Consider the following 18,807-nt stretch of genomic DNA (forward strand, 5'->3'; position numbering starts at 1 on the left):
GTTAACACATATTTTGAATATATTAGGAGACCGCTATGTGCAGATGCATATAGCGGTCTCTTGATGTTGCGCGTGCTAAGTGATAACATTAAATCTATTCATAAGCAGTATTGTTGGAGGTCAAAACATGAGAAAGGGCAAACGAGTTCTTATAACAGATGGGGTGAATGCCGGTGGAGATATGCTCGTAAGAAGTTTTGCTTCGTACGGTGCATCTACAGCTTTCTTTTACAGTAATTCGTACGACAAGGCTATTGCTCTTAGCAAAGAGGCGAGTGCGCTTAATATTAGGTGTAAAGCATCTAAGCTTGATTCATTATGGTCAGCACTTGAGGTGCTAAGAGGATACTTCGATGATGAACTTGACGTGCTTGTGTTAAACATCGATATTTCTGATGGTACTAGTTTCGATGATATGGATGGTGATAAATGGCGTCATAGAGTGATTGCGGAAATTGATGGGCTATTTTATACGATTAGAGCACTAAGACCTTTTTTAAACCGACGCAGTGGAAGTGTGGTAATAACTGCGGCAAAAAACAAAAACTCTGGATTCGCATGCGACATACTAGAATCATATATAGAGGGCTTTACGATATCTTTATCAAAATCGCTTAACGATGCAAATATCACTGTAAATGCTATAATTTATGAGAAAAATGACAGTCTTGGGGCACATGTTGCAGATGCAACTAGACAGCTGGCATCAAGCAGCTCATCGTTTATTACAGGACAAATAGTCCGACTGTAGAGTATAAAAGGGGGACTAATATGAGATTCAAGACCCATTATAATATTAGATCGTATGAAGTCGACCTACATGGTGCGCTTAAACCTATGCAGCTTATGCAGCTTCTTCAAGAATCTGGTGATAGGCAGATGAGAGAAGAAGCGGTCGCATACGACGAACTGTATACTAAGGAACATAAATCTTTTGTAGTTAGTCGAATGAATATCGAGGTATTTAGACCAGTAGAAAAGTATTCAGATGTGAATGTAGAAACATGGATTGTTCCTGGAAAAGGTGCAAATTTTCCGCGTGGTTATGAAATGTATAAAGATGGTCAGTTGGTTGCAAAAGCCATCTGTAATTGGGCTCTCGTTGACACTATTACTGGAAAGCTTATAGCTAGCAAAGATTATGATATGGGTACTTATTCTATGGATGAGGCTCCAGAACTCTCGATTCCAAGGAGGTTTAGAATCCCTAAAGAGCTTAAGTTTCAAGAGGTTGAGAGTTCCAAGGTTGCGATGTCGATGATAGATATTAATATGCATATGAATAATACTGTATATGCATCTAAGCTGTACGATAATATTGATGATGCCGAAAAGTATTTTATAACATCGATTAATCTTAGGTACGTACACGAAGCGCCGCTGGGCAGCGAGTTTAAGGTTTATCGCAGCGATGCCGTGGATCCTGGCGAAATGGATTGTAGGGCGGAAAAACTAGTATATTTTTATACAGAAGCAGACGGATTGCTAAATCTTGAGGCAGCTGTGGGACTTAAAAAAGTGATTATCTAAAAGTGTATCTTTGCTCACTTGATGAATGATTATTAAATGAATTTATGATGGAGGACTGGATTTGAACAGTCTTCTTTTTTTATGAAAAAAATCAGTGAAATTACTGAAAAATACATAAAAATACCAATAAAGTGTTGAATTGTGGAGAGAAGTGGTTTAAAATGGAGGAGCAAATATAAAAAATAGAATTTGTGTGCAAAGAGGGAAGAGATGTTTACCGGGACTTATGAAAATTCAATAGACAGCAAGAACCGGTTAATCATTCCGGCAAAGTACAGAAATCAGCTCGGTGGGGAGTGCGTTCTATCAAGAGGGTATGACCGTTGCATCTACATCTATACGATGGAAGATTGGGGGCTGTTAGTAGAGAAGTTAAAAGAACTTAGACAATCAGATCCAGCTATACGAGAGTTCATCAGAAAGCTATTCTCTCAGGCTAGCGAGTGTAAACTTGATTCTCAGGGACGAGTAATAGTTCCTGCCAATCTCAAAAGCTATGCGAGGATAGATAAAGATCTAGTAACATTGGGTGCAATGGATAAGATAGAAGTTTGGAGCAAGGAAATCTTCAATGAAAATGAGGATGACAATCCTATGGATGATGAAGATTTTATAGCTAAGTTAGCTGAGTATGGGCTTTAGGAGAGATGATGACGTTTGAACATGTGCCAGTTTTATTCAATGAGGTTATCGATTCACTCGACATAAAGGCAAATGGAACTTACATGGATGGCACGGTTGGGGGAGCAGGTCATTCCTCGGGGATCTGCAAGAGACTCAGTGAGGACGGGCATCTGGTTGCAGTTGATAGAGATAGTATCGCTCTTGAGACCGCAAAGATAAGACTCAATAAGTTCAAGTGTGAGAAGACATTCATTCATGCGAATTACAGTGATACAAACAAGATAAAGGAGAAGGTTGAAACTGTAGATGGGATTCTCTTAGACCTAGGAGTTTCGTCATATCAGCTAGATACAGCTGAACGAGGGTTTTCATACATGCATGATGCTCCTATGGATATGCGTATGAATGAGGACGACATGTTCACAGCGGCGACCGTGGTAAATGAATATTCAGAAGCTGAGCTTTTCCGAATAATCAAGGAGTACGGCGAGGAGCGCTGGGCGTCACGCATAGCTAAGTTCATAGTTAAAGTGAGAGATGAAAAACATATAGAGACCACGGGACAACTGGTAGAGATTATAAAGGCTGCTATTCCAGCCTCAGCAAGACGAACAGGGCCTCATCCGGCAAAGAGAACATTTCAAGCGATTAGGATAGAGGTAAATGGAGAGCTAGAACATCTAAAGCTAGCGATGGAGAGACTTCCTGATCTATTAGCGCCTGGTGGAAGAATGTCTGTTATAACATTCCATTCACTAGAAGACAGAATAGTAAAGGATGCGTTTAACAAGAGATTGAATCCATGCACCTGTCCGCCGGAGCTACCTGTGTGTGTATGCGGTAAAGTGGCAGATGTAAGGAAAATTACGAGAAAGCCATTGGTAGCAAGCGAACAAGAGCTTGAGGAGAATCCGAGAGCAAGAAGCGCGAAGCTAAGAGTTATTGAGAAAATTTAAGGGTATTCAGTAAGGGAGAAGAAGGAAATGCAAGTTGCGACTAACGTAGCAGGAACAATGAATAGCGGAACTCATGTTGCTAGAAGAGGCTCTGGTAGCATCAATCGTAGCACTAGGGCAAGACAGAATTCGAGAATGCTGGCTATAGTTATTGTGGCGGGGATTATGTGCCTTATGATGGTGGTTATGTCTGCATTTGCGGCAAATCTCAATCAAGAAAACAATCAGCTACAGAAGAAGAATGATTATATTCAAGCAGAGGTCGATTCGTTGAATACGAAGATAAATGATGCGAGCAACATCAATAAAATTGAGAAAACTGCAACTGAGAAATATGGGATGGTACATTCAGAATCGCAAAACTGCGTTACCATTGGAGATTCAAAGTCTTCTGGCAAGACCAACCTAGCGTCAGCAATCAAGGATGAAGCTTATGAATAAATAGTCCATTTTGATTATAATGCCACTGATCCGAAATTGGATCGGTGGCTTTTTTCAAATATATACGTTATATATACAAAAAACGACAAGATATGGTATATAATGTAAGTTGTAGTGTTGCGGATAATTAGAGAATAATTAGGAGAATTTGATGGCTAAGTTCCACAATCCTTTAGATAAACAGAAAAAGAAGGGTTCAAGTAAAAGCAAGGCAGTTAGTGCAACCGCCAAAACCAATAATCGCAAGGCTGTTAGCACAGCAGTTACTGCTGAAAATAAAAGCCGGCTTGGTTTTGGATTTCTTGCAATTGTAGTATGCTTTACAATTCTAATATTTCGTTTAGCATTTTGGCAGGTTATTAAGTCTGATGATTTAAATGCGAAGGCTGCTGAGATGCAGAAGATAGATACAGAGCTTGATCCCGTTAGAGGTAATATTTACGACAGAAATAAAAAGGTTTTAGCGCAGACAGTTACAAAGTATGAACTTTACGGATATTCGCTTAACCTATATAAGAAAAAGGGACTAGATAGTTCTGCCAAAGAGAAGAATTTGCGTGACCTATCCAAGCTATCTGGCGATAGTCGTAAGGAGATGAAGAAAAAACTCTCCGGCAAAGATAATCTAGTTTTACTAGCAAAAGGTCTAGATCAAAGCCAGGTGAATAAGGCCCAGAAAGAGTGGGGGGATGATATTGTAGTCAAGACAAAGGTTACTAGGTCGTATCCGAATGGAACATTTGCATCGACCCTAATTGGCTCAGTAGACAGCAAAAACACAGGGCTTAATGGTCTAGAATATCAGTATAATGAGAAGCTTGCCGGAATTAAAGGAAGAGTGGTTAGAACGACAGACATATATGGCAATTCACTTTCTGTAGGAAGCAGTAAGTATTACTCCCCGCAGAATGGCGATAGCCTTGTGACATCGATAGATGAAGTAATTCAACACTACGTTGAAGATGCGCTAGCAGAGGGCATGGACGACACTGGGGCTGAGTCGATTACATGCATAGTGATGGATCCTCGTACAGGAGATATTCTGGCTATGGCAAGTACTCCAAGCTATGACCCTAACAATCCGTATACACCGTCAGGCGATGAAGCGAAAAAATTCAAGTCTCTCAGCACCAAGGAAAAGAGTGCTTACCTTAGTAGAATGTGGACCAATCCAGCTGTCAGTGGGCTTTATGAGCCTGGATCGACATTTAAGCTGATAACATCTTCGTCCGCTATCGAATCTGGAACCACAACCGATTCGTCTAGATATAGTTGTCCTGGATATATCAATGTGGATGGAACAAAGCTAAATTGCTGGAGCCCAGTTCCACACGGAACTCAGAATATCACGGAAGCCGTTGGAAATTCATGCAACCCTGCACTAGCTAGAGTTGCCCTCGATATGGGAAAGATTAACTTCTACAAGTATATAGATATCTTCGGATTTACGCAGAAGACTAGAGTGGATTTGCCTGGAGAAGCTGACCCAATAATTAAGAATAAGAATAATGTGAGTAACGTTGATATTGCCACGATGGGATATGGACAGGGAATAGCTATTTCCCCAATCCAGCTGATGACTGCTGTAAATTCACTTGGTAATGACGGAATAATGATGCAGCCTAAAGCAGTAAAGGAAATCATAGGGCCCGATGGCAAGGTTAAGAAAGTAATTAAAAATAGACGTCTAAGGCAGACAATTTCAAAGTCAACTGCCGATAAGATGCGTTCTATCATGGAGTACTACGTATCGGATGGTGGCGGTACAAGCGCATATCTGGCTGGATATAGGGTCGGAGGTAAAACCGGTACTGCAAATATCGCTGAGAATTCAGGATACTCTGAACAGACCATAGCTTCGTTTATCGCTATGGCACCGATGGACGATCCTCAGGTATCAATTCTCGTTATGGTAACGAGACCTAAGAAGAGTATTTACGGTGCAGCCAATGCCGGTCCTATAGTCAAGAAAATCCTCGAAAAGACACTTGTGTATAAAGGCATAGAGCGTAAATACTCAAAGAGCGAGAAGAGTGCCCTAGCAAAAGCAGAGATTTCTGTCCCTGATGTTACAGGTATTAATAGCAGTGAGGCGATAAGTAAGATTACTGCTGCAGGGCTCAAGGCTAAAAAGATGCCAGAAGGAACTGGTGATTCATTCGTTGTAATCGATCAGTACCCTAAGAAGGGTGATAAGATTGCTAAAGGCGGTACGGTATACATTTATAGTGAATAATTAAGGGATAGTTTAATGAAGAAAACAGGAATTAAATATATTCTTGAATCCATGCATGGTGCAAAGCTCATATCTGACGCAGGGTCGAAAGAGGTCACTAGCGTTGCTATCGATTCAAGACAGGTGAAATCAGGAACACTGTTTTTTGCTGTTATAGGTGGGAGAAATGATGGTCATGATTTCCTACCAGCAGTTAAGGAAAGTGGATGTCTTGCAGCGGTGGTATCTAATCCCGATTGGGCTAATAAGATTGCAGAAACGGGTGATATGACGGTAATCCTAGTGAATAATACCAGAGATGCGCTCATGCAGCTTGCAAAACAGTATATGGCAGACTGGAAGGATCTAATCAAAGTTGCCATTACAGGTAGTGTTGGCAAGACGAGCACGAAAGATTTTCTGGGAGCAGTACTTTCGGCAAAGTACAAGACTGGGAAGACGCCAGGCAATCTTAACAGCGATTATGGAGTGCCACTAACAGTGTTTGGATTCGAAGAAGATATTGAAGCTGCTGTTATCGAAATGGGGGCAGGCGAGTCTGTGCACATTAGTGAGCTCGCTGATATTATTCATCCACAAATAGGGGTAGTAACAAACGTTGGAACTTCACATCTAGAAGTATTTGGAACGCGTGAGGAGTTGACGATTGAAAAGCTAGGTATCGCTAAATGCTTTAAAGACAATGAAACAATTATTGTTAATTCAGATTGCGACATGCTGACTAGGCAGAAGGTTAGTAGAATAGTGTCTGTTGGAACAGATATTTTAACAGTGGGCAGCAAAGGCGACGATAATTTTATATTATATAATATAAAAGATAAGGGGATAGATGGGGTTAGCTGTGCGTTAGATGTGTACACAGGTAATGAAGATTACGATGGTACATTCGAACTAAGCATACCTGTAGTTGGTGCCCACAATCTCGGAAATGCTGCACTTGCAATCGCTGTAGGTATGAGGCTAGGTATCAAGCCGAAAGATGCGATTTCAGCTTTGGCTGATACACATTTTTCATCAGGCCGTCTTGAGATTGACAGACGTGATAATTTAACAATTATAAATGATGTGTACAACGCTAGTCCGGAATCTATGAAAGCAGGGATCAAGATGCTTATGGCATCTAAGGCAGAAAGACATGTGGCGATACTCGGTGATATGTTTGAGCTGGGTGATGAGTCAGAAGTGCTCCATGAGAGTGTGGGAGATTATGCTGTAGGTGCCGGTCTCGATTTACTAATAACAATTGGAACCAATGCAGAAGCGATTGCTAATGCAGCAAAAGCTGCAAATCGCGAAGCTGGACGCAATATAGCTAGCCAAACAAGATTAATCTCGTATAAAGATAAAGATGAAGCGATCAAAGATCTTAGCACTATACTTCATAGAGGTGATCTAATTTTAGTGAAAGCATCTCGTGGTATGAAGCTAGAAGACGTTATTTCAGCTATTAATTAGCAAGGAAGAGGTAGATGAATATTTCACTTGTAGTTGTTTTTATAGTATCATTACTTATTTCGACAATAGGAACCAAACTTCTGATTCCATTTCTCAAACAGAAGCAGTTTGGTCAGTTCATTCGAGAAGAAGGTCCAGAGGCTCATAAAAAGAAAGCTGGTACACCGACTATGGGAGGTGTCATGATTGTTCTTGGCATTGTAGCAGGGCTTGCATATGCGATATTCACAAACGGAAATGCCGCTGACACTTTTGCGATAATCTTTACAATGCTTGTATTTGGTGCTATAGGATTTCTTGATGATTTTGAGAAAATTGCCAAGAAGAACAATCTGGGACTAACAGCTAAGCAGAAGATATTGCTGCAAGTTTTGCTAAGCCTTGGGATAGGTATATATATGATACTTGGTGGCAATGGGACAGATGTGCTCATTCCGTTTGTAAATGTTTATGTGAATTTCGGAGTGCTCTTTATGCCTTTCGTAATTCTGACAGAAGTCGCAATGTCCAACGGAGTTAATTTGTCCGATGGGCTTGATGGGCTCGCGTCATCAGTAACACTTGTTGTAGTGATTCTGCTTGCTGTAGTGGGATATACACACGATGTATACATCTTAACGGTTAGTGGACTGGCTATTGCGGGCTCGTTGATTGGTTTCCTAGTTTTCAACAAGTATCCAGCAAAGATATTTATGGGTGATACAGGATCAATGGCACTGGGAGGAGTTCTTTCAGCAATTGCCATTGTAAGTAAAACTGAATTCTTACTTCCGATAGCTGGCATAATATATGTAGTAGAATCGCTTTCGGTTATTATTCAGGTAGTATACTTTCGTAAGACAGGTGGCAAGAGGTTCTTTCGTATGGCGCCTATCCACCACCATTTTGAACTAGGTGGTATGAAAGAGTACAACGTAGTAAAACTATTTACACTCGTAACAGTATGCTCGAGTGTAGTTGCATATTTCTCAGTTGCATAGAACTGGTTAGGAGTGAATTATGAGTTACGCAGTTGATGAGTACAGAAGAGAAGTCGCAGATAAAAATATACTTGTTGTAGGCATGGGGCGCTCTGGGATGGCGGCTGTAAAAGAACTCCATGCTCTTGGTTCTACTATAACAGCACAGGACATCAATACAGTAGACAAGATAGATCCTAAATTCATAACATTCCTAGATAGAGAAGGTATCGAATATTATTTTGGATCGACACCGGAACACATGGATATCTTTGATATAGTCGTACTTAGTCCAGGAGTAAATCCAAATCTTGGATTCCTTAACGATGCAAGGAGCAAGGGTGTAGAAGTGATTGGAGAACTCGAGATGGCATATAGATTATCTCGTGGTAAGTTTGTAGCGATTACTGGCACTAATGGTAAGACGACAACTACAAGCCTGATAGGAAAAATTTTTGAAGAGTCTGGCAGGAAGTATACTGTGGTTGGCAATATAGGAGTTGCTACTATTTCAAAGGTACAGGACTCAACGGATGACGAATGGATGATAACCGAGGCTAGCAGTTTCCAACTCGAAACAGTTTTAAAATTCAAGCCGGTAGTATCTGTAATACTTAATTTTACTCCAGATCACCTTAATAGACATGGTAATATGGAAGCTTATGGTGCGTGTAAAGCGGCAATAGGTAAGAACCAATCTTCTGACGAGTATATGGTCATAAACTATGATGATAAGGCATGTCTTGCTCTTGGTGCTAACACCAAGGCTAGGCTTGTACCATTTAGCAGAATAGAAGAGCTTGAATTCGGAGCTTGTTTAGACGATGGCTACATAGTAATAAGAGATGAGAATGGAATAGTTCACCAAATTTGCAGTAAAGATGAGTTAAAAATAATTGGTAACCATAATCTGGAGAATGCTCTTGCGGCAGCTGCAGTTTCGTTCTTTACAGGAATAGAGACAGATGTCATTGCTTACGCACTTAAGAAATTTCCCGGTGTTGAACATAGAATAGAATACTGTGGGATTGTTGATGGAGCAAAGTTCTATAACGATTCAAAGGGAACGAATGTCGATGCTTCAATAATCGCGCTAAAAGCACTAGAAAAGGATATCATCCTAATCGCAGGAGGGGATGGAAAATCTCAGGACTTTACTGAGCTCGGAGAAAACCTGCCAGTACGTGTAAAGGCACTTGTTTTATTAGGGAGAGATGCAAAAGATATTGAGAAGGCAGCAAGGAATGCTGGATTTTCAAATATTTACCATGAAAATGATATGAATGATTGTGTAAAGAAAGCACATGAAATCTCCGAAGCTGGAGATAAGGTACTGCTGTCACCTGCTTGTGCAAGCTGGGATATGTATGATAATTATGAACAGCGGGGTAACCATTTTAAAAATTGTGTAAATCAGCTGCTTAGATAGTGGTTAGTGTTCATTAGAGTTTGGGATAAAGGGTAGCCAGAATTGAAAAAACGGAGCAATATTAAAAATTCAAAACAGGTAAACAAGTTAAAGGCGGAAGATTACACTAGGACTAGCAAGCTATCATCGAATCGTAAGTTTTTTAAGGGTGCGATGAGCAGCTTGTATACGGAAAGTGATTTCACCATACTTTTATTGGTCGCGGCTCTTACTATGTTCGGTGTTGTTATGGTGTTTAGTGCGGGCTATTATTCTACACTTGCGAAATCAACAGATGCATATTACTTTCTCAAGAGACAAGTTGCTTTTGCCGTCTCTGGTTTTGCAATTCTGTTTGTTTTTTCAAAGATAGACTATCATTCATATTCTAAGTATTACAAGCAGATTGCGCTGTTTAGCTTACTGATGCTAATGCTGCTTTTTACACCTCTTGGTGTAACCGTTAATTTTGCGAGGCGATGGATATTTATAGGACCAATCAGAATTACGCCTAGTGAAATATCAAAGCTAGCCATGATTATCTTTACGGCTACCTATCTTGCGGAGCATCCTAACAAAGCAAAACAAGGGATTACTGGAATGTCAACGATATTGGCACTTATGGCGGTTCATGCAGCTTTGATTATCAAGCAGCCAAATCTTTCTACGGCAATTGTAATAGTAGCCATTATGATTGGTATTTTATTTGTAGGCGGTTTAGCTTGGAAATACATTGTCATTGCGTTTGGTAGCTTGGGTGTGGGCATGGTCTCAATTCTGATATTTTTTAGACATACTCACTGGTACTCCAGACTTACCAACTGGATGGATCCATTTAGGGATGCTCAAGGCGAAGGATACCAAGTTTCACAGTCCATAATTGCACTAGGAAATGGCGGCTTCAAAGGGTTAGGACTTGGAAATAGCATATCCAAAAACTTATATTTACCAGAGCCGCAGAATGACTTTATTCTAGCCATAATAGGTGAAGAACTCGGCTTCGTAGGAATCTTTATAATGATGATTGTATACCTTGTTCTAATATGGAGATGTATCATGGTTTCATCTAAGGCCAAGGATAAGCTAGGCTTATTCATGGGTGCTGGAATTGCTATTATGCTGGGGTTACAGGTTATTGTAAATGTTGCTGTTGTAACCGCATCTATGCCGGCAACAGGTATCACATTGCCGTTCGTCAGCTATGGTGGAACATCATTGTGGGTATTTATGGCATCGATGGGCATAATGCTAAATATATCTAAGCAAGGAAGGGCGAAATAGATATGAGAATTATTTTAACTGGGGGAATCACTGGTGGTCATATTTACCCTGCATTAGCGATTGCAGATCAATTCAAAGAAATAGATAAGGATGCAGAGTTCCTATACCTAGGTTCTGATGAGGGTATGGAACGCTATATCGTACCAAAATACGGATATGATTTAAAGTATATCGATTCCAGGTGGTTTGACAGAAGCAGTCCGCTTAAACTCGCTAAGACACTTTTCAAAAACGAAAGGGGTAAGAGACAGGCGATTAGGGTAATGAAGCAGTTTAAGCCTGATCTTGTGATGAGCACAGGCAGCTTTGTAAGCGTGCCAGTAGTTTTAGCAGCAAGAACTCTTAAGATCCCGATATATATTCATGAGCAGAATGCTTATCCTGGTGTAGCCAATAAGCTCCTTTCTAAGTATGCTAGAAGGGTATTTCTCGGGTTTGAGGCAGCAAGAAAGTACTTTCCTAGTGAGAAAGTAGTGTATACAGGAAATCCAGTTAGAAGTGAATTTGGAGAGCAAAATAGGGAACTTGCACGTTCTGAACTAGGCATAGCGCAGGATGACTTTGTTGTCTTGATCTTTGGAGGTAGTTTAGGTGCTGAGACTATTAACGATATAGGACTTGCGATAATTAACAAATACGGAAATGATGGCAATGTAACTATCTTGTTCGGTACAGGCAAGGATTACTATGAACACGTCAATGATAGATTGACCATGGATGGCAAGAAAATACCTACAAATGTCAGAGTGATGCCTTATATTTCTGAAATGGTAAAGATGTTGTCTGCAAGCAATGTAATTATATGTAGATCGGGTGCGCTTTCAACTGCGGAAGTAACCATGGCTGGACGCGCAGCTATTTTTATTCCATCACCAAATGTTACAGGAGATCATCAATATTACAATGCGAAAGCCGTAGCCGATAACGGAGGCGCCGTTCTTATCACCGAAGACGGCGATGTAGAGGTTAGGGTACTCAATGCTTTAAAGGCTCTTAGTACAGATGCATCTATTTTAAAGGATATGGAAGAAGGAAGCTATAAATCAGCTCCAGTCGATGCTGCAAAGATAATTTGTGAAGAGATAATTAGTGACGTAAAAGCTAGACGGAGATAGGGGGTTCAATGAAAGAGGATAAAAAGACCAAACCTGAACTCAATAAAGAAGAATACCTAGAATCACTTTTTAACGGTGCTAAAGATGAACTAGAAGCATATATAGTATCTAATGACCAGTCAGATTCTGATGAGAAGTCAGAAGAACAAGTTAATATAGATACAAAATCAGAAAATTCGGATATTATAGAGTCAAAAAATAACCTGGAAAACATTTCTGAATCAAAACTTTATAATGTATCCAATATTTCTAATAGTGGCTCAGATGCGTCTGAGACCGACGATGATAGTGATATTGATCAGCATATAGAAGATGATTTCCTAGAATCAGATATACCAGAAGCAGAAGGGGTATCACAGACCAAGGAAAGTGAAAAGCTTGATGAATTAGAGACTGACGATAATGAAAAATCCGGGGGGTTGGCTGAAAAAAAATCAAAATCAGATATAGATGATATCGAGAAGCGCCGGATAAAACGCAAACGAAAGCTAAAGATGCCAGGTTTTTTTACGAGAATCTTCATCATTTTAGGAATTATAATTGCAGGTGCAGCGTTTTCTTTATCAAGCTTCTTTACTGTAGATACAATTGATGTACAGGGTAATAAATATTTTACTGATGAAGAGATTTCAAATATGGCACATGCGAGAACAGGGCAGAACATTATTTATAAACTTAACAAGGGGAATATGCTTAATTACCTCGAAAAAAACCCATATATCGAGGAAGCCAGAGTTTATAGAAAGTTACCTAGCACGATTGTTATAAATGTAAAAGAGAGAATGCAGATAGCAGCCCTGACTTATGGAGATCAGTTCCTCATAATAGATAACAAAGGAACTCTTCTAAGGGTAACTAAAACAAAGCCAAAGCTAACAATTGTCACAGGGTTTAAGGTTAAAAAGGTGAAACTGGGGGATCCTGTAGAGGTAAGCAGTCCAGATTTATTCAAAGAACTGTTATCGCTGCTGAAGTCAATGAAAGCTGGGGATATTTACTTCACGAAAATAAATATTACGGAACTCTTTATAACGGCAAATGTATATGATTCGCTAGTCGTAAAAAGCAAGTATAAGGATCTCAAAGACAATATCGATAAAGGACGGCTGCATAAGGTGCTCAATGAACTGTTCAAAAGAAATATCAAGCGAGGTACAATTACAATTTCCTCCGATGGATATGCATCATTCACACCAGAATTATAGATAACGAATATTATTTATTTGTTAATCAAAAACAATAAAAAACCATGTATTTTGTGGTATGAATGCAAAAAAGAACCGTATATATAGTGCATTGTGTTATTCAATATGATATTATTAGTTAGATTTAGTCGATAATAGGAGGGGCTTTATGATGGAATTTGTTTCAGACTTCGTATCCAGCACTGATAATGCTGCGATTATCAAAGTCGTAGGTGTAGGCGGCGGCGGTTGTAACGCCATAAATAGAATGGTTGACGAGAATCTTCAAGGTGTAACCTTTATTGCGGTTAACACTGACAAGCAGGCTCTTGCAAAATGCAAAGCTGAAGTAAAGATTCAGATAGGAGAGAAGCTAACAGGTGGTCGTGGTGCAGGTGCTAATCCTGAGATTGGACAGAAAGCAGCTGAGGAGACTCTAGAGGAGATTTCAGGTTATCTGCAGGATGCAGATATGGTGTTTGTTACCGCAGGCATGGGTGGTGGAACTGGTACAGGTGCTGCACCAATCATCGCTAAGGCTGCAATGGACTGCGGCGCATTGACAGTTGCAGTAGTGACTAAGCCATTTTCGTTTGAAGGTAAGAAGCGTTGGAACAGAGCGACAAAGGGTATTCAGTATCTGACTAATTTTGTTGACTCTCTAGTTATCATTCCAAACGATAGACTTATTGATTCAAGTGAGAAGAACACTACAATGCTTGAGGCATTTTCAATGGCTGATGATGTATTAAGGCAGGGTGTTCAGGGCATCTCTGATCTTATTTCTGAGTACGGAATCGTTAATGTTGACTTTGCAGACGTTAAGACCATCATGGAGGGCAGAGGAGTTGCTCACATGGGTGTTGGTATTGGCACAGGAGACAATAGAATTGAGGATGCAGTTAGAAATGCTATCGAGAGTCCTCTTCTTGAAACATCAATCGATGGAGCAAGATCCATACTTCTATATGTTTGTGGTGGATATGATATGGGGATGCAGGACATCAGCAAGATTGCAAGCAAGATTCAAGACGAGGCTGATCCAGATGCGAATATCATATTCGGAGCTACAGTCAATGAAAATATGAATGATAAAGTGTCTATTACACTTATCGCAACAGATTTCACAAGCGGTGGTCTTTCTGCTCCAATCAATGAGACTCCTGAAGTTGCATCACCTAGTGTTCGTGGAACACGCGTTAATGTCGACGGACTTGAGGGGCAGATTGTTGACATGAGCGACTTCATGAAGGAAGACCACAAGGACAATAGTGGATCATCTGATTTTGATGTTCCTGATTTCCTTAAGTAGTGGAAGCTTATAACGAATATGGCAGGAAGACTAATGATGAGTCATATCGATTCATTAGCTCCCCTGACAACGATAAGATACGTCGCGTTAATAAACTTAGTAGAAAGAAATACCGCGATAAGAAGGGTGAGTTCGTTATCGAAGGAATTAACCTCGTAAGAGCGGCACTGAGTAAATCGCAACACATCAAGCTCGTTCTCATATCAGATGATTTCGATTATGGAGAGATAGCTGATGCGCTAGCTGAAGACGTTGATTATCGGAATATATACCTGATTCCGCGCTTTCTGTTTGATAAGATAAGCGATGCGGAAAATGGAGCTGGAATTATGGCAGTCGTTGATAAACGTTCCTATAGTTTGAAGACTATAACCAGCTTAGAACCTATTGGTACAGGTAATATTCTCGTGCTAGATAGACTTCAGGACCCGGGCAATATAGGAACTATGATTAGGACCGCTGTTGCTACAGGGTATTCGGTTGTTGCAACTCTTAAAGGTACGGCGGATATATATTCACCTAAAGTGCTGCGAGCTTCAGCAGGAATGATATTTGGGATTTCTGTTATAGAACTTGCAGATGCTGAAGAATTAAAGGGTTTAGTATCGGTACTTGATAAAAAGATTGTTGTTACAGATCCAAGAGAAGGGTGCCCTTATTATGAGTGTAACCTTGAAAATGATATAGCACTCATTATAGGAAATGAAGGCAATGGTGTTAGTGACGAGATTATGGAATGTTCTGACGTCCGTGTGACTATACCAATGCAAGGTGAAGTTGAATCACTTAATGCAGCGATTTGCGCTTCGATACTTATGTACGAGGCGGTAAGGGCTGATGAGTGATAATGCGGATACAACGTTTATAGCAGAATGGAGTATATTATGGAAAAATGCAAAGCAGACGTTACAATCTGTGGCAATGACTATGTCCTGTCTGGAGATAAGAGTGAGGATAAGATTAAGGAAATTGCCAAGTACGTTGACGATGAGCTTAGACATACCAGTAAGATGCTTAATAGCAATCCAAATTATAGAAGTGCGGTTCTTACAGCTATTAACTTGGCTGAGAAACTCATGGATAATAGTGATTTGCTGCTTAAGCTACAGACTGAGAATCATCAGCTCGATAACGATGTTAAGCACTATATCTCGCTCTGGGAGGATGCTAAGCTACAGGTATCTGATCTGAAGGATAAGATGACAACTGCATCAGATATGAATGTTCAGGAGAGTGAGAAGTATAAGGCTTTAGAAACCAAGTGTTCGGAACTTGAAAGTGCTTACTTCGATCTCCAGATGGAGAATACTAATCTCAAGAACGAAATTAGGAACTTGCAGAAGTTCAGAGGCGAGAATGAATAAGAAGGTTTTAAATCTTCTGGAATACAACAAAATAATAGACCTTCTTTCCGCTCAGGCTGGGGCAGTTCTTGCGCGAGAACGCATTAATGGATTTGCGCCTATGTCAAATATGCGGATGGTTAAGGAAGCATTAACGGAAACTACGGAAGCAGTTTCCGTTATTCTATATAAAGGCAGCATTCCGGTTGGAGAAATAGGGAACATCAATGGCTTTCTAGACATAGTAAGCAAGGGCAGATCATTAACGATGAGGGAGCTTCTTGCTATCAATCGTAGCCTAGCTGGTGCAAGGGAAGTCAAGGACTTCCTTTCTTCTGATGTTCCTGAAATTCCTATGATTAATGAGATAAATTCACTAATTGTTCCAAATACCAAGCTTGAGAGTGAAATAAACCGTTGCATACTGTCTGAAGATGAGATGTCTGATAATGCATCGCCTGAATTAAATAAAATTAGACGTGAAATCAGGAATAAAAATGAGAATATACACCGAAAAATCGACAGCTATAGGGGTGTAGGAAATAACAATTCATATCTGCAAGATGCGATTGTAACCTTAAGAAATGGTAGGTATGTAATTCCTGTTAAGCGTGAATATAGCAGCAAAGTGCCGGGGCTCATCCATGACCAGTCTAAAACAGGTGCTACGTTTTTTATCGAACCACAGGCTATAGTAAGTTTAAATAATGAGTTAAGAGAACTGGAATTAGCTGAGCAACGAGAAATTGAACACATTTTACAGATGCTATCTGATAGGGTTAGCGAGCATTATAACGATCTCAAGAATAATCAAGAATTGCTTATAAAGCTTGATGTCATCAATGCAAAGGGAAGACTTTCGATAGCGATGGATGCTGTGTCACCAAAGCTTAATCTAGATGGGTATCTAGATATTTGCGCAGGAAGACACCCACTTCTGGACAGGGAAAAGGTGGTACCAATTGACGTAAGCCTTGGTGATGGATACGATACACTTTTGATTACAGGTCCCAATACAGGTGGTAAGACTGTAACACTTAAGACCATCGGGCTGTTTATTCTAATGACGGAGTCAGGTCTACATATTCCGTGTCATGAGGAGAGCAATATCCCTCTCTTCAAGGAGGTCTATGCTGAAATAGGAGATGAACAGAGCATCGAAAATAATCTGAGTACATTTTCCTCTCATATGCTCAATACGGCAAATATTATTGCAAATGCAGATAATGAATCACTCGTGCTACTCGACGAAGTTGGCTCTGGAACTGATCCCACTGAAGGAGCAGCACTTGGTGTTGCGATGCTTGAAGCCTTGAAAGAAAAAGGTGCACACATCGTTGCAACTACACACTATACGGAGCTCAAGAAATATGCAATTTCAACAGAGGGCGTTGAAAATGCATCGATGGAGTTTGATATGGATGCACTTGCACCTACATATAAGATAAAAGTGGGTCTTCCTGGAAAGTCTAACGCATTTGAAATATCTAGAAAGCTTGGTCTTGATTCCAATATTATCGATAGAGCGATATCCCTAATGAATGGAAGTGACCTCGAGTTTGAAGGGGCAGTTTCGAGAGTGGAGGAGGATAAAAAGGAAGTTGATTTAGCGCTTGAAGAAGCTCGCATCAAAGCAGCCGAAGCAGAGAAAAAACTTAAAGAAGCTGATGAAAAGCTTGCAAAAGCAAAGGAAAGTAAGCATAAGATAATTGAATCTGCAAAGGAAGAAGCGCGTGAAATTATCAGCGATGCAAATAGGACGGTCAATGAAGTGAGCAAAGAGCTCAGAAAGGCAGCTAAGGAGGGTATAAATAATTCTTCGGCAGTTGTTGCTGACAGTAAACGCAAGCTCAGAGAGAAATCAATTGAAAATGCTATGACACCGCGCAGAGTTAAGAATACCAATATACCAAGGGCGGAGGATTTGAAGCCAGGCACTAGAATCAAGTTGCTTAAGCTTGGGCAGAATGGTGAAGTTGAAACTTCGCCTGATTCGTCAGGAAAACTGACAGTGAGAATCGGCGCGCTCAAGATGGGTGCAAAGATTAAAGATGTTATGATTATAGAGGACAATAAGCCTGGAACAAAAGAACGTAAGCGTAGGGGCTACGCAAAGATGAATACGGATAAGGCTAAGTTGATTTCACCATGTATTAATGTCATCGGTAAAAACCTTGATGATGCTGAACTAGAGGTTAGTAAATACATAGATGATGCCTTCTTGTCGGGTATAAACGAGGTGCAGATTGTACATGGACGAGGTGAAGGTATACTTCGTGGCGGCATCAGAAGCATGCTTAAGCGCAACAAAAACATTAAGTCCATTGCAGGTGCTTCATATGACCAAGGTGGTGAAGGGGTTACGGTAGTCACTTTTATAGACAAATAATGAGCTTTAGCACTTTAATAGGTTACTAAAATACTAATTTTGATATATAATTAATTGATTAAAGATTTATACTGGAGGTTTTGTAAATGTTCGTCGTTAGCAGCTGCCTTGTGGGCAATAATTGCAAATATAATGGCGGTAGTAACTATAATGAGGAAGTTGTTGAATTTTGCCGTAATCACAATGTTGTTCTAGTGTGTCCAGAGATTTTAGGTGGCCTTAAATCACCAAGACTGCCAGCAGAGCAACAGTGCACGAAAAAAATTGATGGTAATTTAGAGATTCGCGTCATCGATAAGGGAGGTAACGACCTTACGGAACCTTTCCATAAAGGAGCTATGATATCGCTAGAATTAGCACTTAGGCGGGCAGACGAGCTAGGCGAAGAAATAGAAGGAGCTATCCTTAAGGCTAATAGTCCATCTTGCGGAAGTGACCAGATTTATGATGGAACATTTACAAGTAGCTTGATTTCTGGAGATGGCATCTTTGCCAATCTTCTTAAAGAACAAGGGATTCCAGTTGTGAGTGAGAAAAATTTCAAAGAAAACATATTATAAAGAGGAGAAGTCCG

Annotated in this window: 17 protein-coding genes; all 17 read left to right on the forward strand. The window is 40.2% G+C overall.

Annotation, left to right across the window (positions count from 1 at the left end):
* Nucleotides 1-127: 127 nt before the first annotated feature.
* The 17 genes from QU661_RS02845 (at nucleotide 128) to QU661_RS02925 (ending at nucleotide 18,793) form a co-directional block, all read left to right on the forward strand.
* Nucleotides 128-751: an SDR family oxidoreductase gene (locus QU661_RS02845; protein WP_304990255.1), complete on the forward strand. Its 624-nt coding sequence runs from the start codon at nucleotides 128-130 to the stop codon at nucleotides 749-751.
* A gap of 20 nt (nucleotides 752-771) precedes the next feature.
* The gene (locus QU661_RS02850; protein ID WP_304990256.1) at nucleotides 772-1,530 is read left to right on the forward strand and encodes an acyl-[acyl-carrier-protein] thioesterase; all 759 of its coding nucleotides are present in this window, start codon (nucleotides 772-774) and stop codon (nucleotides 1,528-1,530) included.
* 210 nt (nucleotides 1,531-1,740) lie between these two features.
* Nucleotides 1,741-2,172: a division/cell wall cluster transcriptional repressor MraZ gene (gene mraZ, locus QU661_RS02855; RefSeq protein WP_106056592.1), complete on the forward strand. Its 432-nt coding sequence runs from the start codon at nucleotides 1,741-1,743 to the stop codon at nucleotides 2,170-2,172.
* 8 nt (nucleotides 2,173-2,180) lie between these two features.
* Nucleotides 2,181-3,110: a 16S rRNA (cytosine(1402)-N(4))-methyltransferase RsmH gene (gene rsmH / locus QU661_RS02860; RefSeq protein WP_304990257.1), complete on the forward strand. Its 930-nt coding sequence runs from the start codon at nucleotides 2,181-2,183 to the stop codon at nucleotides 3,108-3,110.
* Between the two features lie 27 nt (nucleotides 3,111-3,137).
* Nucleotides 3,138-3,551 (forward strand): FtsB family cell division protein, encoded by a 414-nt coding sequence (locus QU661_RS02865; protein ID WP_304990258.1) that lies wholly within the window; start codon nucleotides 3,138-3,140, stop codon nucleotides 3,549-3,551.
* A gap of 151 nt (nucleotides 3,552-3,702) precedes the next feature.
* Nucleotides 3,703-5,787: a penicillin-binding transpeptidase domain-containing protein gene (locus tag QU661_RS02870; protein WP_304990259.1), complete on the forward strand. Its 2,085-nt coding sequence runs from the start codon at nucleotides 3,703-3,705 to the stop codon at nucleotides 5,785-5,787.
* A 15-nt stretch (nucleotides 5,788-5,802) separates the two neighbouring features.
* Entirely contained in the window at nucleotides 5,803-7,242 is a 1,440-nt protein-coding gene (locus QU661_RS02875; protein ID WP_304990260.1) for a UDP-N-acetylmuramoyl-tripeptide--D-alanyl-D-alanine ligase, read from the forward strand.
* Nucleotides 7,243-7,256: 14 nt separating this feature from the next.
* On the forward strand, nucleotides 7,257-8,222 hold the full coding sequence (gene mraY / locus QU661_RS02880) for a phospho-N-acetylmuramoyl-pentapeptide-transferase (RefSeq protein WP_304990261.1): 966 nt from the start codon (nucleotides 7,257-7,259) through the stop codon (nucleotides 8,220-8,222).
* Between the two features lie 19 nt (nucleotides 8,223-8,241).
* Nucleotides 8,242-9,630 carry a UDP-N-acetylmuramoyl-L-alanine--D-glutamate ligase gene (murD, locus tag QU661_RS02885; protein WP_304990262.1) on the forward strand — a complete coding sequence of 463 codons (1,389 nt, stop codon included), beginning with the start codon at nucleotides 8,242-8,244 and terminating at the stop codon, nucleotides 9,628-9,630.
* 42 nt (nucleotides 9,631-9,672) lie between these two features.
* Complete coding sequence (gene ftsW, locus QU661_RS02890) at nucleotides 9,673-10,890, forward strand: putative lipid II flippase FtsW (RefSeq protein ID WP_304990263.1); 1,218 nt, start codon at nucleotides 9,673-9,675, stop codon at nucleotides 10,888-10,890.
* A 2-nt stretch (nucleotides 10,891-10,892) separates the two neighbouring features.
* On the forward strand, nucleotides 10,893-12,005 hold the full coding sequence (murG, locus tag QU661_RS02895; RefSeq protein WP_304990264.1) for an undecaprenyldiphospho-muramoylpentapeptide beta-N-acetylglucosaminyltransferase: 1,113 nt from the start codon (nucleotides 10,893-10,895) through the stop codon (nucleotides 12,003-12,005).
* Nucleotides 12,006-12,013: 8 nt separating this feature from the next.
* Nucleotides 12,014-13,210 carry a cell division protein FtsQ/DivIB gene (locus QU661_RS02900; protein WP_304990265.1) on the forward strand — a complete coding sequence of 399 codons (1,197 nt, stop codon included), beginning with the start codon at nucleotides 12,014-12,016 and terminating at the stop codon, nucleotides 13,208-13,210.
* 148 nt (nucleotides 13,211-13,358) lie between these two features.
* Nucleotides 13,359-14,501 (forward strand): cell division protein FtsZ, encoded by a 1,143-nt coding sequence (gene ftsZ, locus QU661_RS02905; RefSeq protein ID WP_304990266.1) that lies wholly within the window; start codon nucleotides 13,359-13,361, stop codon nucleotides 14,499-14,501.
* The gene (locus tag QU661_RS02910; protein WP_304990267.1) at nucleotides 14,501-15,346 is read left to right on the forward strand and encodes a TrmH family RNA methyltransferase; all 846 of its coding nucleotides are present in this window, start codon (nucleotides 14,501-14,503) and stop codon (nucleotides 15,344-15,346) included. Before ftsZ ends, QU661_RS02910 begins: the two co-directional genes overlap by 1 nt.
* A gap of 39 nt (nucleotides 15,347-15,385) precedes the next feature.
* The gene (locus QU661_RS02915; protein ID WP_158696652.1) at nucleotides 15,386-15,865 is read left to right on the forward strand and encodes a cell division protein ZapA; all 480 of its coding nucleotides are present in this window, start codon (nucleotides 15,386-15,388) and stop codon (nucleotides 15,863-15,865) included.
* Nucleotides 15,858-18,233, forward strand: coding sequence for an endonuclease MutS2 (locus QU661_RS02920; protein ID WP_304990268.1), 2,376 nt, complete (start codon nucleotides 15,858-15,860; stop codon nucleotides 18,231-18,233). The genes QU661_RS02915 and QU661_RS02920 overlap by 8 nt, the downstream gene beginning before the upstream one ends.
* Nucleotides 18,234-18,319: 86 nt before the next feature.
* Nucleotides 18,320-18,793 (forward strand): 2-thiouracil desulfurase family protein, encoded by a 474-nt coding sequence (locus QU661_RS02925; protein WP_304990269.1) that lies wholly within the window; start codon nucleotides 18,320-18,322, stop codon nucleotides 18,791-18,793.
* The last annotated feature ends 14 nt before the right edge of the window (nucleotides 18,794-18,807 follow it).

Origin of the sequence: Mogibacterium neglectum, assembly GCF_030644205.1 — a bacterium.
GTDB classification, from domain to species: domain Bacteria; phylum Bacillota; class Clostridia; order Peptostreptococcales; family Anaerovoracaceae; genus Mogibacterium; species Mogibacterium neglectum.

What these genes read in the sequence shown, in the direction of transcription:
- ftsZ (WP_304990266.1), top strand. Translation starts at nt 13,359, where the DNA reads ATGATGGAATTTGTTTCAGACTTCGTATCCAGCACTGATAATGCTGCG.
- QU661_RS02925 (WP_304990269.1), top strand. Translation starts at nt 18,320, where the DNA reads ATGTTCGTCGTTAGCAGCTGCCTTGTGGGCAATAATTGCAAATATAAT.
- QU661_RS02865 (WP_304990258.1), top strand. Translation starts at nt 3,138, where the DNA reads ATGCAAGTTGCGACTAACGTAGCAGGAACAATGAATAGCGGAACTCAT.
- QU661_RS02915 (WP_158696652.1), top strand. Translation starts at nt 15,386, where the DNA reads ATGGAAAAATGCAAAGCAGACGTTACAATCTGTGGCAATGACTATGTC.
- QU661_RS02900 (WP_304990265.1), top strand. Translation starts at nt 12,014, where the DNA reads ATGAAAGAGGATAAAAAGACCAAACCTGAACTCAATAAAGAAGAATAC.
- rsmH (WP_304990257.1), top strand. Translation starts at nt 2,181, where the DNA reads ATGACGTTTGAACATGTGCCAGTTTTATTCAATGAGGTTATCGATTCA.
- QU661_RS02875 (WP_304990260.1), top strand. Translation starts at nt 5,803, where the DNA reads ATGAAGAAAACAGGAATTAAATATATTCTTGAATCCATGCATGGTGCA.
- QU661_RS02845 (WP_304990255.1), top strand. Translation starts at nt 128, where the DNA reads ATGAGAAAGGGCAAACGAGTTCTTATAACAGATGGGGTGAATGCCGGT.
- QU661_RS02920 (WP_304990268.1), top strand. Translation starts at nt 15,858, where the DNA reads ATGAATAAGAAGGTTTTAAATCTTCTGGAATACAACAAAATAATAGAC.
- QU661_RS02850 (WP_304990256.1), top strand. Translation starts at nt 772, where the DNA reads ATGAGATTCAAGACCCATTATAATATTAGATCGTATGAAGTCGACCTA.
- QU661_RS02870 (WP_304990259.1), top strand. Translation starts at nt 3,703, where the DNA reads ATGGCTAAGTTCCACAATCCTTTAGATAAACAGAAAAAGAAGGGTTCA.
- murG (WP_304990264.1), top strand. Translation starts at nt 10,893, where the DNA reads ATGAGAATTATTTTAACTGGGGGAATCACTGGTGGTCATATTTACCCT.
- mraY (WP_304990261.1), top strand. Translation starts at nt 7,257, where the DNA reads ATGAATATTTCACTTGTAGTTGTTTTTATAGTATCATTACTTATTTCG.
- murD (WP_304990262.1), top strand. Translation starts at nt 8,242, where the DNA reads ATGAGTTACGCAGTTGATGAGTACAGAAGAGAAGTCGCAGATAAAAAT.
- mraZ (WP_106056592.1), top strand. Translation starts at nt 1,741, where the DNA reads ATGTTTACCGGGACTTATGAAAATTCAATAGACAGCAAGAACCGGTTA.